This is a genomic window from Gardnerella sp. DNF01144 (assembly GCF_049244245.1).
Lineage (GTDB): Bacteria > Actinomycetota > Actinomycetes > Actinomycetales > Bifidobacteriaceae > Bifidobacterium > Bifidobacterium piotii.
The window spans coordinates 21,330-41,519 of sequence record NZ_CP058390.1 but is presented as its reverse complement, the minus strand read 5'-3'; the positions used below and the strand labels follow the sequence as shown (position 1 = coordinate 41,519).

Here is a 20,190-nt window from a genome sequence, read left to right as displayed (position 1 = left end):
GATTAATTGCAACTCTGTATAACTATACAAGCCGTGCAGACTATATAAGAACTACATAAAGCCTACATAAGCTATACGCTTGCACACATAAATCGCAGATCTTACGTGCGCATTAATACTCAAGCAGTAATCGAGGCAAATCTGCGCAAGTTTTCTACAATACGAATCATGCGCTTATCCATCACTTTGCCACCAATAATTACGCCAACAACCAGCACAATCAAACCGTTCACTACAAACAGAATGCATGCAATCCACAGCAGTTTCGGCGCAAGAATAATAAACGCAATCACAGCCGCAGCCGAAGGAATCATGCAAACTACAGAAAGAAGCATAAAGCCGATAGCTGCAAAACTTCGCCCGCCAGCACTTCCTTGCGGCCTAGAGAATGGCTTTTCGATTGACGCTACAGGGTACATTGCAATGCACGAAGAAATTAAGCCAATGCCTATGGTAGCAAAAGCTACTCCGATTGGAGAAAGAGTTTGGAACATAACTGCATTCATATTTTGCTGAACATTTGCTACAAAGAAAAGGAAAGCGTAAACCCCTATTCCAAGAATTGCAAAGTACACAGCGCAAATCACGGACCAAACTATTGCGTGCGCTAAACGATCGTGCAAACCTTTTACGCCAATAATCGCATGCATAGTAAAAGCTGTTCCATCGTATGCAATATTGTTTCCAACAACCATTCCCATAAGCGTCGCAGCATATATCATCCAGCCAGAAACACCTATGTCCTGTGCTATAGAACCAAATCCTTTAGCATTAAAACTAGTTCCTCCTGCAACTACCAGCATAAAAAGCGGCGCAATAAGCAAAAACAGTTGACGCATATCTCTTCTCATAACGCTAACAATTCGAGCAATAATCGCACCAACTATGTTGTCTGGAACTGCTGCAAAGAAGCCGATTCCCTTAGTTTTAACAACTGTTTTTTGCTCACCGCGAAGTAGCTTAGGCTCTAATTTTGCGCAAAATACAGAGATTGCAAAGCAAGCAGCAATCGTCACAACGCAAATAAGGAAGCGAATAACAAGCGCAAGCCAATTGCCATTGATGGCGTCAAGAGGCAAAGCAATAGCCGCACTTAATGGAGTAAAAGCAGACACAGCGCAGAAACTTGTACCTAGCGAAATTACAATTTGCGAGGGGCTATGCGTATTCATTGATGAAACAAAAATCATGTACGCTATAAAAATAACAAAGTAAAAAATGTTTCTTGAACGCTTGTTTATTAAAATAGTGTCCAAAAGCTCAATAAGCATTTTGCTTAAAGACACGATTGTTGCAACGTAAAGCGGAGCCGCAATTACGCTTACTAAAACCGGCACAATTCCAAAGTTTCTGTACGCTAAAGACCACAAAGCAAGCGCGATTGTGCAGCTTACAGAAATCGCTCCAAAAAGTGAGCCAAGAAGCATACCAGCTTGCTGCTTTACGTGAGGAATGCCGTAAAGCGCAAAACTACGCGATTTTAGTGTTGTGTCGCTGCCTAACATAAACAAGTTTATAAACAGCGTAAAAATTGACACAATCGACGCAATCATTATTGGAATCAATTGGAATTCCTGCCAATCTTTAGCGTCTGCAAGCATTCCTGGATTAAGATACTTTCCTGCTTCCCAGCCTGCAAAACCAAGAGCACATATAATCGCAAGTCCGAAAACAATTGATATACCAAAACCGATTTTTTGCCAACTCGACTTTCGCATAACGGAAAAAGTAAGCGCCCAGCGAAGGCGAACCATTGTAAAAATAATAGACATGATTACTTACCGCCTTTCGCTCACGCGTTGTGGTTGCTTGCGATTGGCGTTGCGTTATAAGACTCGCCGCCATTAAGCCAATCAATGCGCGCAGCAGAATGACGTCCACCAACAAGCTCCATAAAGCGATCTTCAAGATCTTTGCCTTGAGCAACTTCTTCAAGAGTGCCAGAAGCTGCAACATGACCTTCATTAATAATCGCCACGTGCGAGCACATTTTTTCAACCAATTCCATAACGTGCGAAGAAATAATCACCGTGCCGCCAGTAGAAACATACTCGGCGAGAATATCCTTCAAATTTGCGCTAGAAACAGGGTCCACTGCCTCAAAAGGCTCGTCCAACACAAGCACGCGCGGGCTGTGAATCATTGCTGTTGCAAGGCAAATCTTCTTAGTCATACCAGTTGAATAGTCCGAAACCATAGTGTTTGCAGCTTCTGTTAAGTCGAAAGCAGAAAGCAAGTCGTTTGCGCGCTTTACGGATTCTGCGCGGCTCATATCGCGAAGCATGCCAGCGTATGTTAAAAGCTGAAGGCCAGTAATCGTCTTAAAAATCTCATCTGCTTGAGGCATTAAACCGATTGCGCGCTTAGCGCTATTTACATCGCTCCAAACATCGTTGCCAAAAATCGAAGCCGAGCCAGCATCTGGCATAAGCAAGCCCGTAAGCATTTTAATCGTAGTAGTTTTGCCAGCACCATTAGGGCCGACCAATCCATAGAAAGAGCCTGCTGGAATATCTAGCGAAAGATTATCTACAGCAACTTTCTTGCCAAAAGTCTTAACAAATCCGCGAATAGAAACCGCAGGAACTTCTGAATTGCTATCACTTGCATCACTCGAATAAGTGTTTGCACCAAAAACTGGAACAGAATCCACCATATAAACCTCGCAACATACAGATAAACGCACGTATTGCGCCACATTAATTGCGCAATCGCACGTTTATATCAAGGCTTCCATTATCTCATATATTGCGTATAAACACACTACGAGGCAGGTCATGTCGTTCGCGCAATACCGAGTAAGGGGAATATGCGCGTATTATTTTCCGCACTTTGTACGTGATTTAGGCCAAATTTGGTACAAAAAGCGGAGTTAATTCGCGCAGAACGCAGCAAAACTATCGACCCGTGTGATGAATCGGCTTCCACTCGCTCTTAGAGAACACAGCTTGGAACGCAATCGGCACATACGAAAGCATAAAAATCGGGAAGCTAAGCACGTACGCAAAAAGCTCTTTGTTAGTAGCTCCAAGCTTATCGTGTTCTACAAGAATAGTAAGCGAAACAAACACCATCATACCCAAAACGCTTGTAACAGTAGTAGTTATAAAGCTAAGCGTTGAATCAATCTGACTTGCCCACGTAACAAATCCAAATGCTGCAAATATAAATCCGAGTATAAGGCGAATAATCGCAAGCACCATAAACGGGCAAAGCATAAGCGTAAAATCAACCGACGAAAAATCGCGCTCGCGGATTCCGTGGCGTATAAGAGCCGCTCCGTAATATCGAAACACTTGCAAGAAGCCCTTACTCCAGCGCAGCCTTTGCCTCCAGCTTTGCCTAAACGAAACAGGCTGCTCGTCGTAAAGAACGGCCGACCCGCAATAGCCCACTTTGTCGCCGTGCAAAATCGAGTCCATTGTAAACTCAAGATCTTCGGTAAGCAGATGGAACTTCCACCCACGATTTCTGTGCATGATTTCGCGCGAAAACATGAATCCCGTTCCGCCTGCGTGGCAGCTAGATCCAAAAAGCATGCGCGAATTGTTAGTAAATCTCGATTCGCGTATAAACCACAATGCGGACCCAGAAGACACCCAATTATCCGATAAATTCACGGAATTTCTGTAGCTTGTTAAAATCTGATACCCAGCGTGGAATCCCTTGTTCATCTCTTCAAAATAGTGCAAATCTAGCTTATTGTCTGCGTCAAAAACAAAGTACGCGTCGTAATCTTTGTCTTTTCCAAGCTCCATTATGTGGTCCAAAAGGTAGCTAAGCGCGTAACCTTTGCCAATATGCTGCTTATCGAATCGCTCTATAACATTGCACCCATACTTTCGCCCAACTTGCGCCGTGCTGTCTGTGCAATTGTCGGCAACTAGCCAAATATCTATTAGCTGTTGGTTATAAGTTTGATGCTGTATGCACTCTATAAGATTTCCGATTACAGCTTCCTCGTTTCGCGCAGATATTAAAACCGCGTAATGCTTGTCCATTGGAGCATTCGGAAATACCACTGGCTTTGCAACAAGCGACGCCACTGCGCAAACGCCTTGGTAAATAACGCTGCTCACGCCGATTATGATTACTAAAACGTCGAAAATAGACAAAAGAATCATTTATTCCACCCGCTTCGTGGATTTGTGTTTGTGTTCGATTTTTTGTTTTTACTTTCGTTTGGAATTGTAGCAGATTTATTTGCTTGCGACTTACCTTGCGACTTATCTTGCGACTTATCTTTAGCATTTGCATGCAACCCGTCGGCTGCTTGCGATTCGCGAGCCGCTTGCCCACTATCCAAATCCGCATTTTCCGCACGCTTCTTAGCAATATCGCGATTAACTGCATCTAGAACATCGCGCGAAATCGCCATTGTTTCAATGTATCCAGAATCTTCTTTAGAATTTTGACTTTCGCTAGCATCACTAGAAGAAACACCAGAATCACTAGAAGAAACATAAGCTTGCTTATACCAATACATAATGTCTTCATTAATCGAAACTCTAGAAGACGAGCCTTTCATAACTCGAAGAACCTTGTCTTTAACAGGCTTTACAAAACTATTACCAATCGCTTCAACACTTGTAACCATAATAGACTTGCGATTAGGCTTTGGATCGTTCATTAATGGAGAATCAACAAGTTTGTATTGCTTTGTGCAAACCTTAAGAATGGCTTGCAAGCTGGCAGTAACAGGAAGCGCCAAAAATGCGCCGAGCGCCCCAAAAACAGCACCCATTACCAACACCGACAAAAATGCTACAGCAGGATTTAGGTCCATTGTTTTTTCGGAAATCTTAGGAGAAATCACCATGTTTTCAATCTGCTGATAGATGGTAACAAAAACAAGAACAGCCAATGCCGCTGCAAAACCGTTGGAACTCCAAGCAAACACAATTGGTAAAGCTCCGCCCAAATACGTACCAATCGTAGGCACAAATTGCGAAACTATTCCGCAGAACAGCGCAAGCGGAAGCCAGTACGGAACTTTCATAAATATTAGGAAAATCGCAGTACCCGTTGCGTTAATCGCAGCCAAAATTGTGCGCGAGAACAAGAAGCTCGATATTTGCTCTTGAACAACCGACCATATAAACAAAAATCGCCTTTGAGACTTAGGATTTAGCAAACGGCAAACACTTCTACGCATTGCAGGACCAGCCGCCGAAATATAATAAGTAACCATCAAAATGGTAAGCAAATCAAGCAAAGCGGCCATCAAACCCCAGGTGGTGTTAAGTGCAAAACCGCCAAAATCCACAACCCACGATGTTTGAATGTTGCGCAAAATCTCCATTCCAAGCTGCTCAATATTCGGCATCTTAAATCCAGTGGAATTTAACACAAAATGCGCAAATTGGTTGTATAAATCAGGCAAACCAAGAACCATAGAAACAGCTTGTTGCACAAAAAGATTGCCGAAAAGAACAAGCAGCAAAATAATAACCGCAAGCAGCCCAACCAAGCTTGCCAAAGACGCAAAAGCCCTACTCCAACCGTGTTTTATAAGGCGCACAACAAGTGGCTCTATTGCAAGCGCTATAAAAATGGAGATTACAACGTCGAAAACTATAAAAGCTATACTTCCCCACGCAAACCAAACAAAAATCGCAACAAACGCGGCGATTACCGCATACATAAGCGCGCGACTTAGCCAATCAGGAGGCCTGCGATTATCTCCCTTAGCTGGAAAAATCGAAGCTAAGTCGATTTTTGCGCTTGTGCCGTTGCTATCCATACGGCTTTCGTAGTTTTCTTTATTTGTCATAAATTCCATTGTACTTTACAAAGCGTGTAACACAATCGTAACCAGATAGTCGAGTCGCTGAAATCCAAAATCATATACAACAATCTAAACTATTTACTGAGATTTTTATGAAAGGATCGTGGCATGACCACTTTGCAAACTAAAGAAGATGCCGAGGCTTTGATTAAGCAAGAAGGCATTGAGTACGTATCTGTTCGATTTACTGATTTGATTGGCGTTCAGCAGCATTTTACTGTGCCTGCAAGTGAGTTCTTAAACAGCGCATTTACGGATGGAATGGCCTTCGACGGCTCTTCTATGCAAGGATTCCAGGCTATTAACGAATCCGACATGAAGCTTATTCCAGACGTAGACACCGCATACATTGACCCATTCCGCAAGCACAAGACTTTGAACGTTGCTTTTTCTATTGTGGATCCTGTAACAGACGAGCCTTATTCTAGGGATCCTCGCCAAGTTGCAATTAAAGCCGAAGCCTACTTAAAGGCCACTGGCATTGCCGATACCGCAAGCTTTGCTCCAGAAGCAGAGTTCTTTATTTTCGACAAGGTTCGTTTTGCAAACGACATGCAGCGTTCCTTCTACGAGGTGGATTCTAACGAGGCTCCATGGAATTCTGGCATAGACACCGAAGACGATGGCAGCAACAACATTGGTTTTAAGAATCGCGTAAAGCACGGATACTTCCCTGTGCCACCTGTTGATCACAACCAAGACTTGCGCGACGACATGGTTTACAATCTTCAAAAGGTTGGTTTGATTCTTGAGCGCTCTCACCACGAGGTTGGCGGCGCAGGCCAGCAGGAGATTAACTACCGTTACAACACGCTTGTTCACGCTGGCGACGACTTAATGAAGTACAAGTACGTTGTTCACGAGACTGCTGCTTTGGCCGGCAAGGCTGCAACGTTTATGCCTAAGCCAATTGCTGGAGATAACGGCACTGGTATGCACTGCCATCAGTCGCTTTGGAAGGACGGCAAGCCATTGTTCTATGCGGAAACTGGTTATGCTCAGCTTTCCGATATTGCGCGTTGGTACATTGGCGGCTTGATTAAGCACGCGTCTTCTGTGCTCGCTTTTACAAATCCTTCGCTTAACTCTTACCACCGCCTTGTTCCAGGGTATGAGGCTCCAGTCAACTTGGTTTACTCTGCTCGCAACCGTTCTGCAGCTATTCGTATTCCTCTTGCTGGAGATGCTCCTGCTGCTAAGCGTATTGAGTTCCGCGCGCCAGATCCTTCGTGCAACCCGTTCTTGGCGTTCTCTGCTCAGCTGATGGCAGGCTTGGATGGCATTATGAACCACATTGAGCCTCCTGCTCCTGTTGATAAGGATTTGTACGAGCTTCCTCCAGAAGAGCACGACGGCATTAAGCAAGTTCCTTCTTCGCTCGGTGAGGCTTTGCAGGCTTTGGAAGAAGATCACGACTTCCTTATGCAAGGAGATGTTTTTACTAGCGACTTGATTGAGACTTGGCTTAATCTAAAGCACGAAGAGATGGATATGGCTCGCTTGGCTCCAACGCCACTTGAGTACGAGCTTTACTTCCACATCTGATATTTGTGATTAATAAAATCCCCCGCAAGAAAACTTGTGGGGGATTTTATTTTGCATTCGTCTTTTATTTTAAATCGCAAAGCCTAGTGTTCTAGCAGCGTTTACAGGAACAGCCTCATCTGCCCAATAATCCTCAAGGTTTTCGTCGCTAGAAAGCGAGCGCATCTCAGCGCGATCAATGTAAAGCTCACCGCGCAAATGATCCGTCTCGTGCTGGAAGATTCGCGCTGGCCAACCGTGCAAGCGCTGCGAATGTTGCTTTCCATCCTCGTCTTGCCAAGTGGCTTGAATGTCTAGCCAGCGCTGACGAACAGCTTGATACCCTGCAACACTTAAGCAGCCCTCATAGAAGCTGCGCGTTTGCGTGCCAATTGGCTCATAGTGCGGGTTAATAATCGCCCTAAATGGCAATTCCGCAATATCTCTAGGGTCGTCTTCGTCGTCTCTAACGTGATCTTCTACAACCGCAATCGCTAAGCCAAGCCCGATTTGCGGAGCGGCCAAACCAACTCCTGGAGCGTCTAGCATAGTGCTGTGCATAAGCGAAATAAGCTTGTTAAGCGTTGCGCGCGTAAGCTGACCATCGTAAGCAACCGTGCGCTGCCTTAAAACAGGCTCCCCTGCTTGAACAATCGACAAAACGCCATCTTCTGTAGCAGAATCCAAAAGGCGCTCTACTGCGCGGCTAAGCTTAGTGTCGACACTTGCGTGATGCGTAAACATAGGACTCCTTTACAAGGCGATTCTACAAAACTTCTAACTCTATAAATCTAAATTTGACTATTGCTAATTGCATATATAAACAACAATACCAAAAGAGCTAGTATATCAAGATTATCCGCTTTTTGTAGTTCTAGACGGCGTGTTGAGCTACAAAAAGCGGAACCAATTGACGCATTTTGTACCAAATTCGACCCAAATCACGTACAAAACCCGTCAAACAACTCCGCACTTTGTACCAAATTTGACCCAAATCACGTACAAAGTCGGTAAAACTACAACTTAAGATTATCCGTTACAACTTGTGCAAGTCGCGCGCAAACCTCATCTGCTTGCTCTTGCGTTGCAGCTTCACACATAACGCGCACAAGTGGCTCCGTTCCGCTTGGTCTAAGAAGAACGCGACCCGTGTCTCCCAAAAGCGCACTTTCCTTCTCTACAGCATTAAGAACATCAGCATTAGTTTTAGCAGCCATCTTATCTACGTTTGGCACATTTACTAAGCATTGCGGAAGCTGTGGGAAGTCGGCAGCCATTTGTGAAAGCTTCTTGCCCTCTCGCACAACTTCTCGACACAACGTAAGCGCTGTAAGAGTGCCATCTCCCGTGGTTGCAAACTCGCGATTAATCACATGCCCCGACTGCTCGCCGCCAAGAGAATAATCGCCTCTAAGCATCTCTTCTAGAACGTAACGGTCTCCAACGCTTGTTTGAACAGTAGAGATGCCCATGTCTTTTAGCGCAAGCTTTAATCCAAGATTGCTCATTACAGTAACAACAAGAGTATTGTGATTCAGCTTGCCTTCGGCCTTCTTAGAACGCGCAAGAATGCCCATAATTTGGTCGCCATTAACCATGTTTCCGTTTTCGTCTACAGCCAAGCATCGGTCTGCATCTCCGTCGAAAGCTACTCCTAAATCGGCCTTAGACGCCTTAACCATAGCTTGCAACTGCTCGGGATGCGTGGAACCAGCATGATCGTTAATGTTGTAGCCATCTGGAGAAGCGTTAATAACAATCACTTCTGCGCCAGCCCTGCGCAATGCTTCTGGAGCTACTACAGACGTTGCGCCATTTGCGCAATCTGCCACTACTCTAAGACCTGCAAGAGGCTTAGGACGAGTAGAAGACTCACTGCTTAAAGGCGCTACAGAAGAAACAAGATGATCAATATAAAGATTCGTAGCTGTAGTGGTATCGTGGCTGATTCGCCCAACACCACTGCCCGTAGGACGCTGCCAATCCTTGCCTAAAACCGCCTCAATCTCGTCTTCTTTACTGTCTGGAAGCTTAAAACCACCGCGCGCAAAGAACTTGATTCCATTATCTGGCATTGGATTATGCGAAGCAGATATTACTGCACCCATCTCTACGTTTAGCACAGAAGTTAAAAAGGCCACGCCAGGAGTTGGGATTATGCCAGCGTCTATAACGTCAAATCCGCCTGCACTCATGCCTGCTGCCAAAGCGGATGCTAGGAAATCGCCAGAAACGCGAGTATCGCGACCAACCAGCGCCCTTCTCCTAGCGTGCATCTTTTTCCCTGTATCTTCGCTATTTGAATCGCTGCTATGCGTTGCCTCTCCTAAAACACGGACGGCAGCATCGCCTAAATCTAACGCTAATTGTGCAGTCAAATCGCGATTCGCTAATCCTCTAACGCCATCGGTACCGAACATATTTGGCATAATCAGACTCTTTCAATTAGATTTCAAAAAACACACTGTGTTCCATTTTACTCTGCAATGCGCTAGACGCGCCACAGTTTCACGCTACGACTTAAGCACTTAATAATTAAACACAAAACCAGGTTATGAACCTAATATATGCACAAAAACAATTAAGTCCGCCTAAAAAGACGGACTTAATATTTAATGCTATTTAATGCTTAAAGTGATTAAATCACTCAAATAAAGCCAATAAACTAAAATCAGGCCTCTACTGGAGCATTAACATCTGCAGGCAAAGCAGCCTTAGCAGCTTCGACGATTGCCTTAAAGGTTTCAACATCGCTAACAGCAAGCTCTGCCAAAGCGCGGCGATCCAATTCGATGCCAGCTAAGCGCAAGCCCTGAATAAAGCGGTTGTAGGTGATTCCTTCTGCGCGAACAGCAGCGTTAATGCGCTGAATCCACAACTTGCGGAAGTCGCCCTTGCGAGCCTTGCGGTCGCGGAAGTTATAAGTAAATGAGTGAAGCAGCTGTTCCTTTGCCTTGCGATAAAGGCGGGAACGCTGACCGCGATAACCCGAAGCCCTATCAAGAACAACGCGACGCTTCTTGTGAGCATTAACTGCGCGTTTTACTCGTGCCATAAGTATTCCTCAGCTTTCTTAAAAATTTTTAATTGCGTCTTCGTTTTACTGCACTTACTTAGCTAGCAAGCCCTTCAAATTCTTGCTCTGTGCTGTAGCTAAAACCTTATCTGCAGACAAAGCACGACGCTTACGAGCAGACTTATGCTCCAAGTTGTGGCGCATTGCGCTACCATCGTGCATTACCTTACCAGTGCCGGTAAGGCGAACGCGCTTGGACGCTGCGGAATTAGTTTTCATCTTCGGCATTGCTGCCCTCCTTATGATTCTGATCAGATTCTACAGAAGCTTTTGCGGACACATCGGCCGCTGCCTGAGCTCCTTGCTTTGCCGCAAGTCGTGCTGCTTGACGAGCTTGACGCTCTGCGCGCGATTCAGCGCCTCTACGACGCTGCTCAGACTGAGTATGAATCTTTTTACCCTTAGGCGCGAGAGTCATTATTATGTTACGACCCTCTTGCTTAGGGGCAAACTCCACGGTTCCACTTTCGGAAACCTCATCTGCAAGCCTACGCAATAACTCAACTCCGCCTACAGGCCTCGACTGTTCGCGGCCGCGCAGCATAATGGTGACTTTTACTTTGTCTCCACCATTTAGGAATCGAAGAACATGACCCTTCTTAACGTCGAAATCGTGATCGTCAATCTTGAGTCGGAAACGAATTTCCTTAATCTCGGCCGTACTTTGATTACGACGCGCTTCACGAGCCTTAATCTTCTCGTTGTACTTGTACTTACCGTAGTCAATAAGCTTGGCTACAGGAGGCTTAGCAGTAGGCGCAACCTCTACAAGATCGAGGTTTGCTTCCTTTGCTAGGTTCAACGCTACCGAGGTCGCAATAACACCCACCTGCTCGCCTTTCGGACCGATAAGGCGTACTTGTGAGACGCGAATCTCTTCGTTAATGCGTGGTTCGTCGCTAATGATGACTCCAATCCTTGTTAAAACAGTGGAACAGCGCACCAAAAGGTCAAAGATAAATTCAAGTTCAAACATCAATCAAATGCGCTTAAGAATAGCGCTATAGCAAGCATATTGCTACGTGACCGAAGTCATGAACCCGAAACCCTTTAGGCTTCCAGGTGGGATATACCACTTTCTTGATTACTCAAGCCAAATGTCTATTCTACTTGGAGACTTGACAATAGTCAAACATGCTCAAAAACACTAAACGAATACTAAACCAGTACTAAATCAGTCGCAACAAAACACGCGATATAATCGCAATTCCGCGCGCGCGGTATTATATGACTATGGAGCCTTTGAAGCGCTGCGTTGTTTTAGCAGCTGGAGATTATTACGACCATACGCGCGAACACGTTCCTGATCGCGCTTTAACTATTGCAGCCGATGGCGGCTGGGATCATGCATGCAGACTTGGTTTACACGTTGATGCTCTAATTGGCGACTTTGACTCCGTGCGATTAAAGCTCCCAACAGACGCTGCGATTACGAGACTTCCTGCAGAAAAAGATGACCCTGATTTGCTTTCTGCTCTTAAAGTTGGTTGGTCTAAAGGCTCTAGAGAATTCCATATTTTTGGCGGCTTAGGCGGCCGCGTTGATCACACGATTTCCAATATTCAGCTTATGGTTCGACTTGCAGTTAGAGGCGGAATTGGATTCTTGTATGGAGACGGCACGATTGTTACAGCAATTCACAACGGTTCCCTTGACTTTCCTGCGTCCAACGGTCCCGAAGGCCGAATGGTTTCTGTATTCTCACACACGCCTGTTTCTAACGATGTAAATGAGATTGGTCTTAAATATCAACTTCAGCACGAAACTATGTATGGCGATGCCGTTCAAGGCCTAAGCAACGAATTACTAAATGACACTCCTGCGCACATTGACGTTCACGAAGGCACTCTTGTAATCACATTCCCTATAGACGCTCCACTGCCGCAAGTTAGCTGGTTTAAGCGCCCAGTTGGCGATTTGGGAGATGTAAACGCTAGTGTGTCGAGCGCTCTAGCTGTTTCGCCAAAGTAGTGCGAATAATCGCAAATATGCGACGCAACAAGGCAAAATGTTGCACAAGTGTAATACAAAATGATGCACTAACGTAGTACATGCCGCACATTAAAATGAACATGTTAGTTTAAATAACGAAGACCAAAAACGTATTGTTAAAAATCGCGAAAAATCGCAAAAACCGTGCGTTAAGGTTTCACTCAAGGGAGATCACACATGACAGTCAAGATTGGTATTAACGGCTTTGGACGTATCGGCCGTTTGGCATTCCGTCGTATTTTTGAGCTTCAAGCTCGTGGCGGTCAAGCTGGCGATATTGAAGTCGCAGCCATCAACGATCTGACCACTCCTTCAATGCTTGCTTACTTGCTTAAGTACGACAGCACTCATGGCACTTTCCGCCACGACGATGGCACCCCAGTTGAGGTGACTTCCACCGAAGACGCAATCGTAGTAGATGGCAAGACTTACAAGGTTTACGCCGAAAAAGACGCAAACAACATTCCATGGGTTAAGAACGATGGTGTTGAGTTCGTGCTCGAGTGCACTGGTTTCTACACTTCTGCAGAAAAGTCCCAGGCTCACTTGAACGCTGGAGCTAAGAAGGTTCTTATCTCTGCTCCTGCTAAAGACGAAACCACCCCAACCGTTGTGTTTGGTGTAAACCAAGAGATCTTAAAGCCAACCGATAACATTGTGTCTGCTGGCTCTTGCACCACCAACTCCATGGCTGCAATGGTTAAGCTTTTGCAAGATAATTGGGGCATTAAGTCTGGCTTTATGACCACTATCCACGCTTACACTGGCACCCAGATGATTCTCGACGGCCCACGCGGCTCCAAGCCACGCAACAACCGTTCTGCTGCTTGCAACACAATCGAGCACTCCACTGGTGCTGCTAAGGCAATCGGCAAGGTTGTTCCAGAGGTTAACGGCAAGCTTCAGGGTCACGCTCAGCGTATTCAGGTTCCAGATGGATCCGTTACCGAGTTGACTACTGTTCTCGAGAAGCCAGCAACCACCGAAGAAATCAACGAAGCCTTTAAGAAGGCATTCGAAAACTGCGATTACTTTGGCTACAACGCCGATAGCATTGTGTCTTCCGACATTATTGGCGATACTCACGGTGGCGTTTTCGATCCAACTCAAACCGACGTTAACACTGTTGACGGCGTAACCTTGGCTCGTACCGTTACCTTCTACGACAACGAATACGGCTTTACTGCTAACATGATTCGCACATTGCTTTACTTCGCTGAGATTGCTGAGTAAAATTAGCGAAACAAATAAAGCTAAATAAAACTACAAACCCCTTGCGGTGACTCATCGCAGGGGGTTTTCGCAACGCATTGCACACGGGGGTAAAAATGGGCAAAAAACATGCTGCAACAGGCAAAGCAACGCCAGCAATCGCACAGCTAGAAAATGCTGGAATCACATTCCGTGTTGTTGACTACGAGCACGATGCAGATCACATGGATGACGGCTACGGCATGGAAGCAGCGCAAAAATTAGGCGTAAACGCAGAGCAAGTTTGCAAAACGCTTATGGTAGACACAGGCGAAAAGCGCGTAGTCGGCATTGTGCCAGTAAACGCTCGATTAAGCATGAAGGCGATTGCGAGCGCAGTAAATGCCAAAAAAGCCAGCATGACAAGCCCAGATGTAGCTCAACGCGAAAGCGGATATGTTGTTGGAGGAATCAGCCCATTTGGTCAGCGCACTCATCACGAAACTGTGTTGGACGCTAGCGTTATGCACTTTGACGAGATTCTTGTTTCTGGAGGAAAACGCGGTCTTGACGTTGTTCTAAATCCAAACGATTTGGTTAGCTTGCTTAACGCAACTGTTGCAAATATTCTAGCTTAAAGCTAGCAAACGTCGTGGCAACGTGCGATAATCCGTAAGGTTGTTCATTTTAATCGTTAGGAGTTTATTATGGGTATGCGTGGACGCAAGCGCAAGGCTCGCCGCAAAAAGGCAGCAAATCACGGCAAAAGGCCAAATGCTTAATGCAAATGCTTAATGCAAATGCTTAATGCAAATGCTTAATACGTTTGATTTGCGTATAAATTTGTAACTAAAAGCCCACGGATTTATTACCGTGGGTTTTTTGTTTACGTGATTTTTAATCAAACTACCAAACGACTCAAAAACGCACGCAAGGGTCTTCGCTGCATTCTAGGATTATTGCATGGCAAAGAACATAGATGAGTTGCTAGAAGCACTAGAAAAAGCACCGCAGCAAGATAAAAACACAACATTGTGCAAATCAATGCTGCTTGGCTTCGACACAGAAACAACGGGCGCAATTATTGGCAGTGATTCAATATGCTCTGCAACGCTCGTTTTTAGAGACCCAGCGCGTGGGCGTAACAATGACGTTATTGCAACGTGGCTTGTAAACCCGCATAAGCAAATCAACCCTAAAGCAAGCGAAGTAAACGGCTTTACAAACGAGTTTTTGCAAGAAAACGGAGGCGATCCAACTCAAGAAATCGAATTACTTGGAAAAGCCATTAGCCTTGCACAAAGCAAGAATATTCCACTTCTTGCATACAATGCGCCTTTTGACGTTAAAATGCTAAACCATGATTTGCAAAGATGGAGTCTTGACTCTTTGCAAAATCGCCCAAAAAGCACAATTAATGGCGGCGAGATGCTTATTGTAGACCCGCTTGTTATAGATAGAGCCATTTCTAAGCGAACTGGCAAACGCACACTTACATACACAACGCAGTTTTATGGAATAGAGCCAATTGGCAATTTTCACGATGCTACAGCAGATACAGTTGCTGCAGTTGATTTGATTGAGCCTATAAGCGAGTTGCACGAAAATGTTGCAAATCTTAAGTTATGCGAGATTATGGTTTGGCAGCGAGACGCTTACGCAAAGTGGAAGTTAAGCTTTGATAGCTGGCTTAAGTCTAAAGGAAGACCAGTTAGCGAAGGAAGTTGGCTGTAATTAATGGCGATTATTGTGCAATTTGCGCGCGAAAAAATCGCAAGCAGCCGCACGAATCAAATAAACACAACTAAAATAAAATCAACTAAAATAAAACGCAAATAGCAAAAACAACACGGAAAAGCGAAATGTCTTTACAAAAATTATCTTTAGACGAAGCATGCAATATTTTGTTGAAGCAAAATCTTTTGCGAGAAATAATACAAAATAAAAGTGCGCAAAAACATGACGATTTAACGCACGAAAACGACCAAACTTGGTCAATCGATGCTAGCGATTTTAGTGCGCACTCAAAGCCGTACAGCCACATAACGTACGATTCGCGCGATATTAAGCCAAACACATTGCTTTTTATTAAGGGCAATTTTAAGCCAGAATACCTTAAAGACGCAGATAAAAATGGCTTAAACGCATACGTTGCTCAGGATTGCTACGCGGAATACACTAATGCGGTTGGATTGATTGTAACAGATGTTCATAAAGCTATGAGCTTACTTTCGGCAGCATTCTTTAACAATCCGCAAGAAAAGCTTACGACTATTGGCATTACGGGAACAAAAGGCAAAACAACCACAGCATACTTTACTCATGCTATTTTGAACGCACATTCTAATGGCAAAGCGGCGCTATTCTCTTCGGTAGACAATTGTTTAGATGGTAAAACATATATTGAGTCGGACTTGACTACGCCAGAAAGCCTAGATGCATTTAGAATGATGAGCCAAGCCGTAGAAAATGGCATGAAATACCTTGTTATGGAAGTTTCGTCGCAAGCATACAAAGTCAACCGCGTGTATGGATTGCACTTTAATGTTGCGGCATTTTTGAACATTAGCCCAGATCACATAAGCCCAATCGAACACCCGACTTTTGAAGATTATTTGTATTGCAAGCGTCAAATCGTAAAAAATACGGATGCACTTGTGCTTAATGCGGATTGCGCGCATGCGGATTTGCTTCTTCAAGACGCAAAGCAAAATGGCGTAAAAGTCACGACTTTTTCCAGAATACACAAAGAAGAACTAGACGGAAACACTTGTAATTGCACAGAATGCAGCGATTATTCCGATATTCATCCTTACGAAAACAGCGAAAAATACCCAGAGCTTGTTTTGCCAAGATATGTAGCGATACCAGAGTTGCAAGAATCGCAAGAATCCGATGAATCGCAAGGATTGCAGAGCTCGCAAAATACGCAAAATACGTCAGAGCATTGTATTGCGATCTTAGAAGGCGAAGCTAACGAGTACGTAAATCAAGACATGCCTAATTACAGCGCTATAGACAAATTCAATCTAAAAATCGCAGGCGACTTTAACTACGAAAACGCCACTGCAGCAATCGCAATCGCAAACGCATTAAGCATAAATGAAAACACAGATCAAAAAGCCCTACATGCTATAGAAAACGTTCAAATATCGGGGCGAATGGAAGTCTTTAAAGACACAAAATCCAATACAGTTGCCATAGTTGATTACGCACACAACTACATTTCCACAAAATCTGTTGTTGACTTCGTATACGACAAATACGGTAACAATGATCTTAGAATCACGCTTGTAACAGGATCCACGGGAGACAAAGCCGTTGACAGGAGAAAAGAAATAGTTCAAGCCGCACAAGATCGAATCAACCAATTTGTGTTCACTCAAGAAGACACAAATGTCGAAGACGAAATGGACATTTGCAAATACATGCAATCTTGCGTAACCAATCCAAACGTTGAATCGCGAATTATTATAAACAGAGCTGAAGCTATTGAGTACAGTGTTGAAGAAGCAAGAAAAGATGCTAGAGAGAACAACAGACTAAACATAATACTTGCTATCGGAAAGGGCGACGAACGCTGGATAAAGGTGCACAACAAACATGTTCCTTACGAAGGAGATTCGTTTATTATTAAACGCTTATTTAGCTAGTTTAGCTAATCACCTCTTTAGCTAAAGTCATTCCGCAAGATTTGGATGAATATTAGCGCGTTGATCTTTTGGCTTCTTTAAGTCTGGATTAACGCGCTCAATCAGCATAGTGCGCGCATCTCCTGCCGTAACAAAGCTGCCGCAAATCAGCACTCCGTGCCCATACCCCACTCCAAGTTCATCGTCTTCGTCAACAAGATTCACTGCCGTTTGAATAGCGTCTGGAAGATCGTCAACGCGAATCACGCGATCTTTACCAAACACACCAATCGCAATCTTCTCTAAATCTTTAGGATCCATAACGCGGTCTCGCCAAGAGTTACGCGTAACAATAATCTTAGTTAAAATCGGCTCAAGCACACCCAAGTATTCTTCAACTTGCTTATCTGCCATCATTGCCACAACGCCAATAAGCTGCTCAAAATTATAGTTTTCTTCGATTGTTTTACGAAGCGACTCGGCAGCATTAACATTGTGACCGCCGTCAATAATAATCGTTGGAGAAGTACGCACTTGCTCAATTCGGCCAGGAACCTTAACTTGACTCAAAGCCTCGGCAACCAAATCGCCGTCTAAAGCGCCATTTACAGGCAGAACAACCTCCGCAGCAGCAAGCGCCGCCAACGCATTATGCGACTGATGTACACCAAACTTATCTATTGGAACATCTTCATAAGTGCCATTTGGAGTTCGCAAAGTGGCAACTTGACCACCAACAGCTGGAGTGCGCGAAACAACCTCTAGCTCGCCGCTGCCGTCACTAAAGTCACGTAAAAGCTTGGCATTATTGCGATTTGCCACCTCTTGAATAATAGGCAAAACTTGCGATTCGTGTGGCTGCGGCCCCAAAATCACAGTGCAATTTGGCTTAATAATGCCAGCCTTTGTACGCGCAATCTCTTCAACCGTGTTTCCAAGCCATTGCATGTGGTCCATGTCTACAGGGCCAATAATCGCAGCATCCGCGTTCATAACATTAGTGGCGTCCCATTCGCCGCCCATGCCAACTTCCATCACAGCAACATCTACAGGAGCGTCAGCAAAAGCCCAAATCGCCATAGCTGTAAGCACTTCAAAAAAGCTCATGCGCGGCTTGCCATCAGCATCCATGCGAGCGTCAACCATGTTTATAATGTCTTTCATTTGATCAAACACGTCAACAAACTGGTCATCGCTAATTTCTTGGCCGTCAATCATAATTCGCTCATTTACGCGTTGCAAATGCGGCGAAGTATAAAGACCCGTGCGCAAACCGTACGCGCGGCAAATCGCCTCCGCCATGCGCGCCGTGGAGCCTTTGCCATTGGTGCCAGTAATGTGAATCACGTGCATAGACTGCTCTGGATGCCCCAAAATATCAAGAATTAAGCGCATTCTATCTAAATCAAGATTTGTCTTGTTATGCTCTGGAGCGCGGCTCATAATATCTCGCTCAACGTCAACAATTCGCTCATTGGTGCGATTTGGATGTTCCATCGACATTTTGTGCTCCCCTATTTTTGATTTACGTTTTCGGATTTACGTTTCGCTCATTTTTCCAACTATCTAGATTAATAACTGTAGTGTTTTTGTACCTGATTTACGGCGTGTCGTGGTACAAAACGCGTAAAACAACTCCGCACTTTGTACCACATTCCACCCAAATCACGTACAAACTCGGGAGATATCGCTCGCGCGCTACGCTTCTCAAGCGAAAAGGCAGGTCGTCGCGCGAACATGTTTGCTTGCGTTGAATAATCGGTTTTATAGCGCGTTATAGATTTCTGCAATAATCAAAAACGTTACAAATCGCACAAAACTAGCGCATAAAGGCGTGTTAGTGGCGATTAAATGGTAAAGTACACGTTGGCGTTTCTGCCCAGGCTGCGTAGGTCGAGAAACGCTCAAAGAAATTACAATGCGCAGCAATCAATAGTTAGGAACACTAATGAGTGATATTCTAAACAACGAATCCGCAAACAATCAAAGCGAAGAAAACGCACAATACTCCGCACAATCCGAAACTCCAATAACCGATAAGGCTCGTGCAAACGCAAATCCTGCACCAACAACAATCGCAAGTCTTAAATGGCGCGTTGCAGATATATCGCTCGGCGCCGCTCTAGCCGCCTTGTTTGGCATAATCTACTGGGGCTTTACCATTGTGTTCTTCTCCCAAATCTCCCCTATTTTGCGCACTGTTTTGCCTGGATTTGGCAGCATTTTGCACGGCGTTTGGTACATGTCTGGCCCACTTGCTCTTCTTTTAATCCGCAAGCCTGGTGCTGCGATTTACGTAAACGTTGTTGGCGCCGTGTTTGAGAACATTCTTGGCCAGCAATACTCTGCGTTTATGGTTTTGGCTTCTGCCGCTTTGCAAGCCGTGTTTAGTGAGCTTCCTTTTGCTATAGCTCGCTACAAAAAGTACAATCTTACTTTAAGCGTAATTTCTGGCACGCTTACCGCTCTTGAATATGGTATTTACTTAATGTTTGTGGTTTACCAGGGCAAGAGCGCAAACTATCTTACAATTCACATGATTTGCGAACTTATAAGCGGCTTTGTGATTGCAGGCATTGTTCCTTGGCTTCTGTTCGTTGCAGTTCGTAAGACTGGAGCTTTGAGCAATTTTGCTTCTGGAAGAGACCAAGAAGTAGTAGCATAACTATTTACTCTAAAGCTGCTTGCGACTTGTCTTGCGCGCACCCATGCGCTTTGCGTGCTAAACAACACGTTAATCGTAGTGTGTTAAACAGCGTGTTAAACGTTTATGGGTGTGTGCTAATCTAGTCGTTGCTAACTTTGTTAGCGTGGGGCTTTAGCTCAGTCGGTTAGAGCAACGGACTCATAATCCGTCGGTCCAGGGTTCAAGCCCCTGAGGCCCCACTAAATGATCGCCTTAATGGCGTATAAAAAAGCTTCAACTCGTTTGATTCTAGGAATTAACTAATTAATCTTACAAGTTGGAGCTTTTATTTATATTCTTT

General features: G+C 44.7%; 18 protein-coding genes and 1 tRNA gene. 9 read left to right on the top strand and 10 right to left on the bottom strand.

Annotation, left to right across the window (positions count from 1 at the left end; genetic code table 11):
* Positions 1-119 precede the first annotated feature (119 nt).
* The 4 genes from HXT36_RS00145 to HXT36_RS00130 form a co-directional block, all read right to left on the bottom strand.
* A complete protein-coding gene (locus HXT36_RS00145) occupies positions 120-1,772 on the bottom strand; it encodes a hypothetical protein (protein WP_020757110.1) in 1,653 nt (550 codons plus the stop codon).
* 20 nt (positions 1,773-1,792) lie between these two features.
* Complete coding sequence (locus HXT36_RS00140; RefSeq protein ID WP_016794953.1) at positions 1,793-2,656, bottom strand: ABC transporter ATP-binding protein; 864 nt, start codon at positions 2,654-2,656, stop codon at positions 1,793-1,795.
* A 241-nt stretch (positions 2,657-2,897) separates the two neighbouring features.
* Positions 2,898-4,124: a glycosyltransferase family 2 protein gene (locus tag HXT36_RS00135; protein WP_004130024.1), complete on the bottom strand. Its 1,227-nt coding sequence runs from the start codon at positions 4,122-4,124 to the stop codon at positions 2,898-2,900.
* Positions 4,121-5,773 carry an AI-2E family transporter gene (locus HXT36_RS00130; RefSeq protein ID WP_421778807.1) on the bottom strand — a complete coding sequence of 551 codons (1,653 nt, stop codon included), beginning with the start codon at positions 5,771-5,773 and terminating at the stop codon, positions 4,121-4,123. The genes HXT36_RS00135 and HXT36_RS00130 overlap by 4 nt, the downstream gene beginning before the upstream one ends.
* Before the next feature lie 123 nt (positions 5,774-5,896).
* Here HXT36_RS00130 and glnA point away from each other — a divergent pair, with 123 nt between their 5' ends.
* Entirely contained in the window at positions 5,897-7,333 is a 1,437-nt protein-coding gene (gene glnA / locus HXT36_RS00125) for a type I glutamate--ammonia ligase (RefSeq protein ID WP_004132709.1), read from the top strand.
* Between the two features lie 69 nt (positions 7,334-7,402).
* Here glnA and HXT36_RS00120 read toward each other — a convergent pair whose 3' ends face one another.
* From HXT36_RS00120 to infC, 5 genes are all read right to left on the bottom strand, one after another.
* Positions 7,403-8,056 carry a peptide deformylase gene (locus tag HXT36_RS00120; RefSeq protein WP_004130015.1) on the bottom strand — a complete coding sequence of 218 codons (654 nt, stop codon included), beginning with the start codon at positions 8,054-8,056 and terminating at the stop codon, positions 7,403-7,405.
* A 272-nt stretch (positions 8,057-8,328) separates the two neighbouring features.
* Positions 8,329-9,741 carry a phosphoglucosamine mutase gene (gene glmM / locus HXT36_RS00115; protein WP_116438647.1) on the bottom strand — a complete coding sequence of 471 codons (1,413 nt, stop codon included), beginning with the start codon at positions 9,739-9,741 and terminating at the stop codon, positions 8,329-8,331.
* 242 nt (positions 9,742-9,983) lie between these two features.
* On the bottom strand, positions 9,984-10,367 hold the full coding sequence (gene rplT, locus HXT36_RS00110) for a 50S ribosomal protein L20 (protein WP_004114536.1): 384 nt from the start codon (positions 10,365-10,367) through the stop codon (positions 9,984-9,986).
* Positions 10,368-10,421: 54 nt separating this feature from the next.
* Positions 10,422-10,616 carry a 50S ribosomal protein L35 gene (gene rpmI, locus HXT36_RS00105; RefSeq protein WP_004112988.1) on the bottom strand — a complete coding sequence of 65 codons (195 nt, stop codon included), beginning with the start codon at positions 10,614-10,616 and terminating at the stop codon, positions 10,422-10,424.
* Positions 10,597-11,364 carry a translation initiation factor IF-3 gene (gene infC, locus HXT36_RS00100; protein ID WP_016636400.1) on the bottom strand — a complete coding sequence of 256 codons (768 nt, stop codon included), beginning with the start codon at positions 11,362-11,364 and terminating at the stop codon, positions 10,597-10,599. Before infC ends, rpmI begins: the two co-directional genes overlap by 20 nt.
* A gap of 257 nt (positions 11,365-11,621) precedes the next feature.
* On the opposite strand from infC, the gene HXT36_RS00095 reads away from it, so the two are divergent.
* The 6 genes from HXT36_RS00095 to HXT36_RS00070 all read left to right on the top strand — a co-directional run bounded on the left by HXT36_RS00095 (position 11,622) and on the right by HXT36_RS00070 (position 17,224).
* Positions 11,622-12,359, top strand: a complete 738-nt coding sequence (locus tag HXT36_RS00095; protein WP_421778806.1) for a thiamine diphosphokinase — start codon at positions 11,622-11,624, stop codon at positions 12,357-12,359.
* A gap of 198 nt (positions 12,360-12,557) precedes the next feature.
* Positions 12,558-13,613, top strand: a complete 1,056-nt coding sequence (gap, locus tag HXT36_RS00090; protein WP_016636398.1) for a type I glyceraldehyde-3-phosphate dehydrogenase — start codon at positions 12,558-12,560, stop codon at positions 13,611-13,613.
* Between the two features lie 95 nt (positions 13,614-13,708).
* A complete protein-coding gene (gene ybaK, locus HXT36_RS00085) occupies positions 13,709-14,209 on the top strand; it encodes a Cys-tRNA(Pro) deacylase (RefSeq protein WP_004130002.1) in 501 nt (166 codons plus the stop codon).
* 69 nt (positions 14,210-14,278) lie between these two features.
* Positions 14,279-14,353 (top strand): 50S ribosomal protein bL37, encoded by a 75-nt coding sequence (locus HXT36_RS00080; RefSeq protein WP_369803150.1) that lies wholly within the window; start codon positions 14,279-14,281, stop codon positions 14,351-14,353.
* A 181-nt stretch (positions 14,354-14,534) separates the two neighbouring features.
* Positions 14,535-15,305, top strand: coding sequence for an exonuclease domain-containing protein (locus HXT36_RS00075; protein ID WP_248899337.1), 771 nt, complete (start codon positions 14,535-14,537; stop codon positions 15,303-15,305).
* 128 nt (positions 15,306-15,433) lie between these two features.
* Positions 15,434-17,224, top strand: coding sequence for a UDP-N-acetylmuramoyl-L-alanyl-D-glutamate--2,6-diaminopimelate ligase (locus tag HXT36_RS00070; protein WP_421778805.1), 1,791 nt, complete (start codon positions 15,434-15,436; stop codon positions 17,222-17,224).
* 27 nt (positions 17,225-17,251) lie between these two features.
* Here HXT36_RS00070 and HXT36_RS00065 read toward each other — a convergent pair whose 3' ends face one another.
* Positions 17,252-18,706: a bifunctional folylpolyglutamate synthase/dihydrofolate synthase gene (locus tag HXT36_RS00065; protein ID WP_032815748.1), complete on the bottom strand. Its 1,455-nt coding sequence runs from the start codon at positions 18,704-18,706 to the stop codon at positions 17,252-17,254.
* A 445-nt stretch (positions 18,707-19,151) separates the two neighbouring features.
* Between HXT36_RS00065 and HXT36_RS00060 the strand changes: the two genes are divergently transcribed.
* Positions 19,152-19,868 (top strand): ECF transporter S component, encoded by a 717-nt coding sequence (locus HXT36_RS00060; RefSeq protein ID WP_016636392.1) that lies wholly within the window; start codon positions 19,152-19,154, stop codon positions 19,866-19,868.
* A gap of 147 nt (positions 19,869-20,015) precedes the next feature.
* Positions 20,016-20,089 (top strand) — tRNA-Ile (locus HXT36_RS00055).
* Positions 20,090-20,190: the final 101 nt, after the last annotated feature.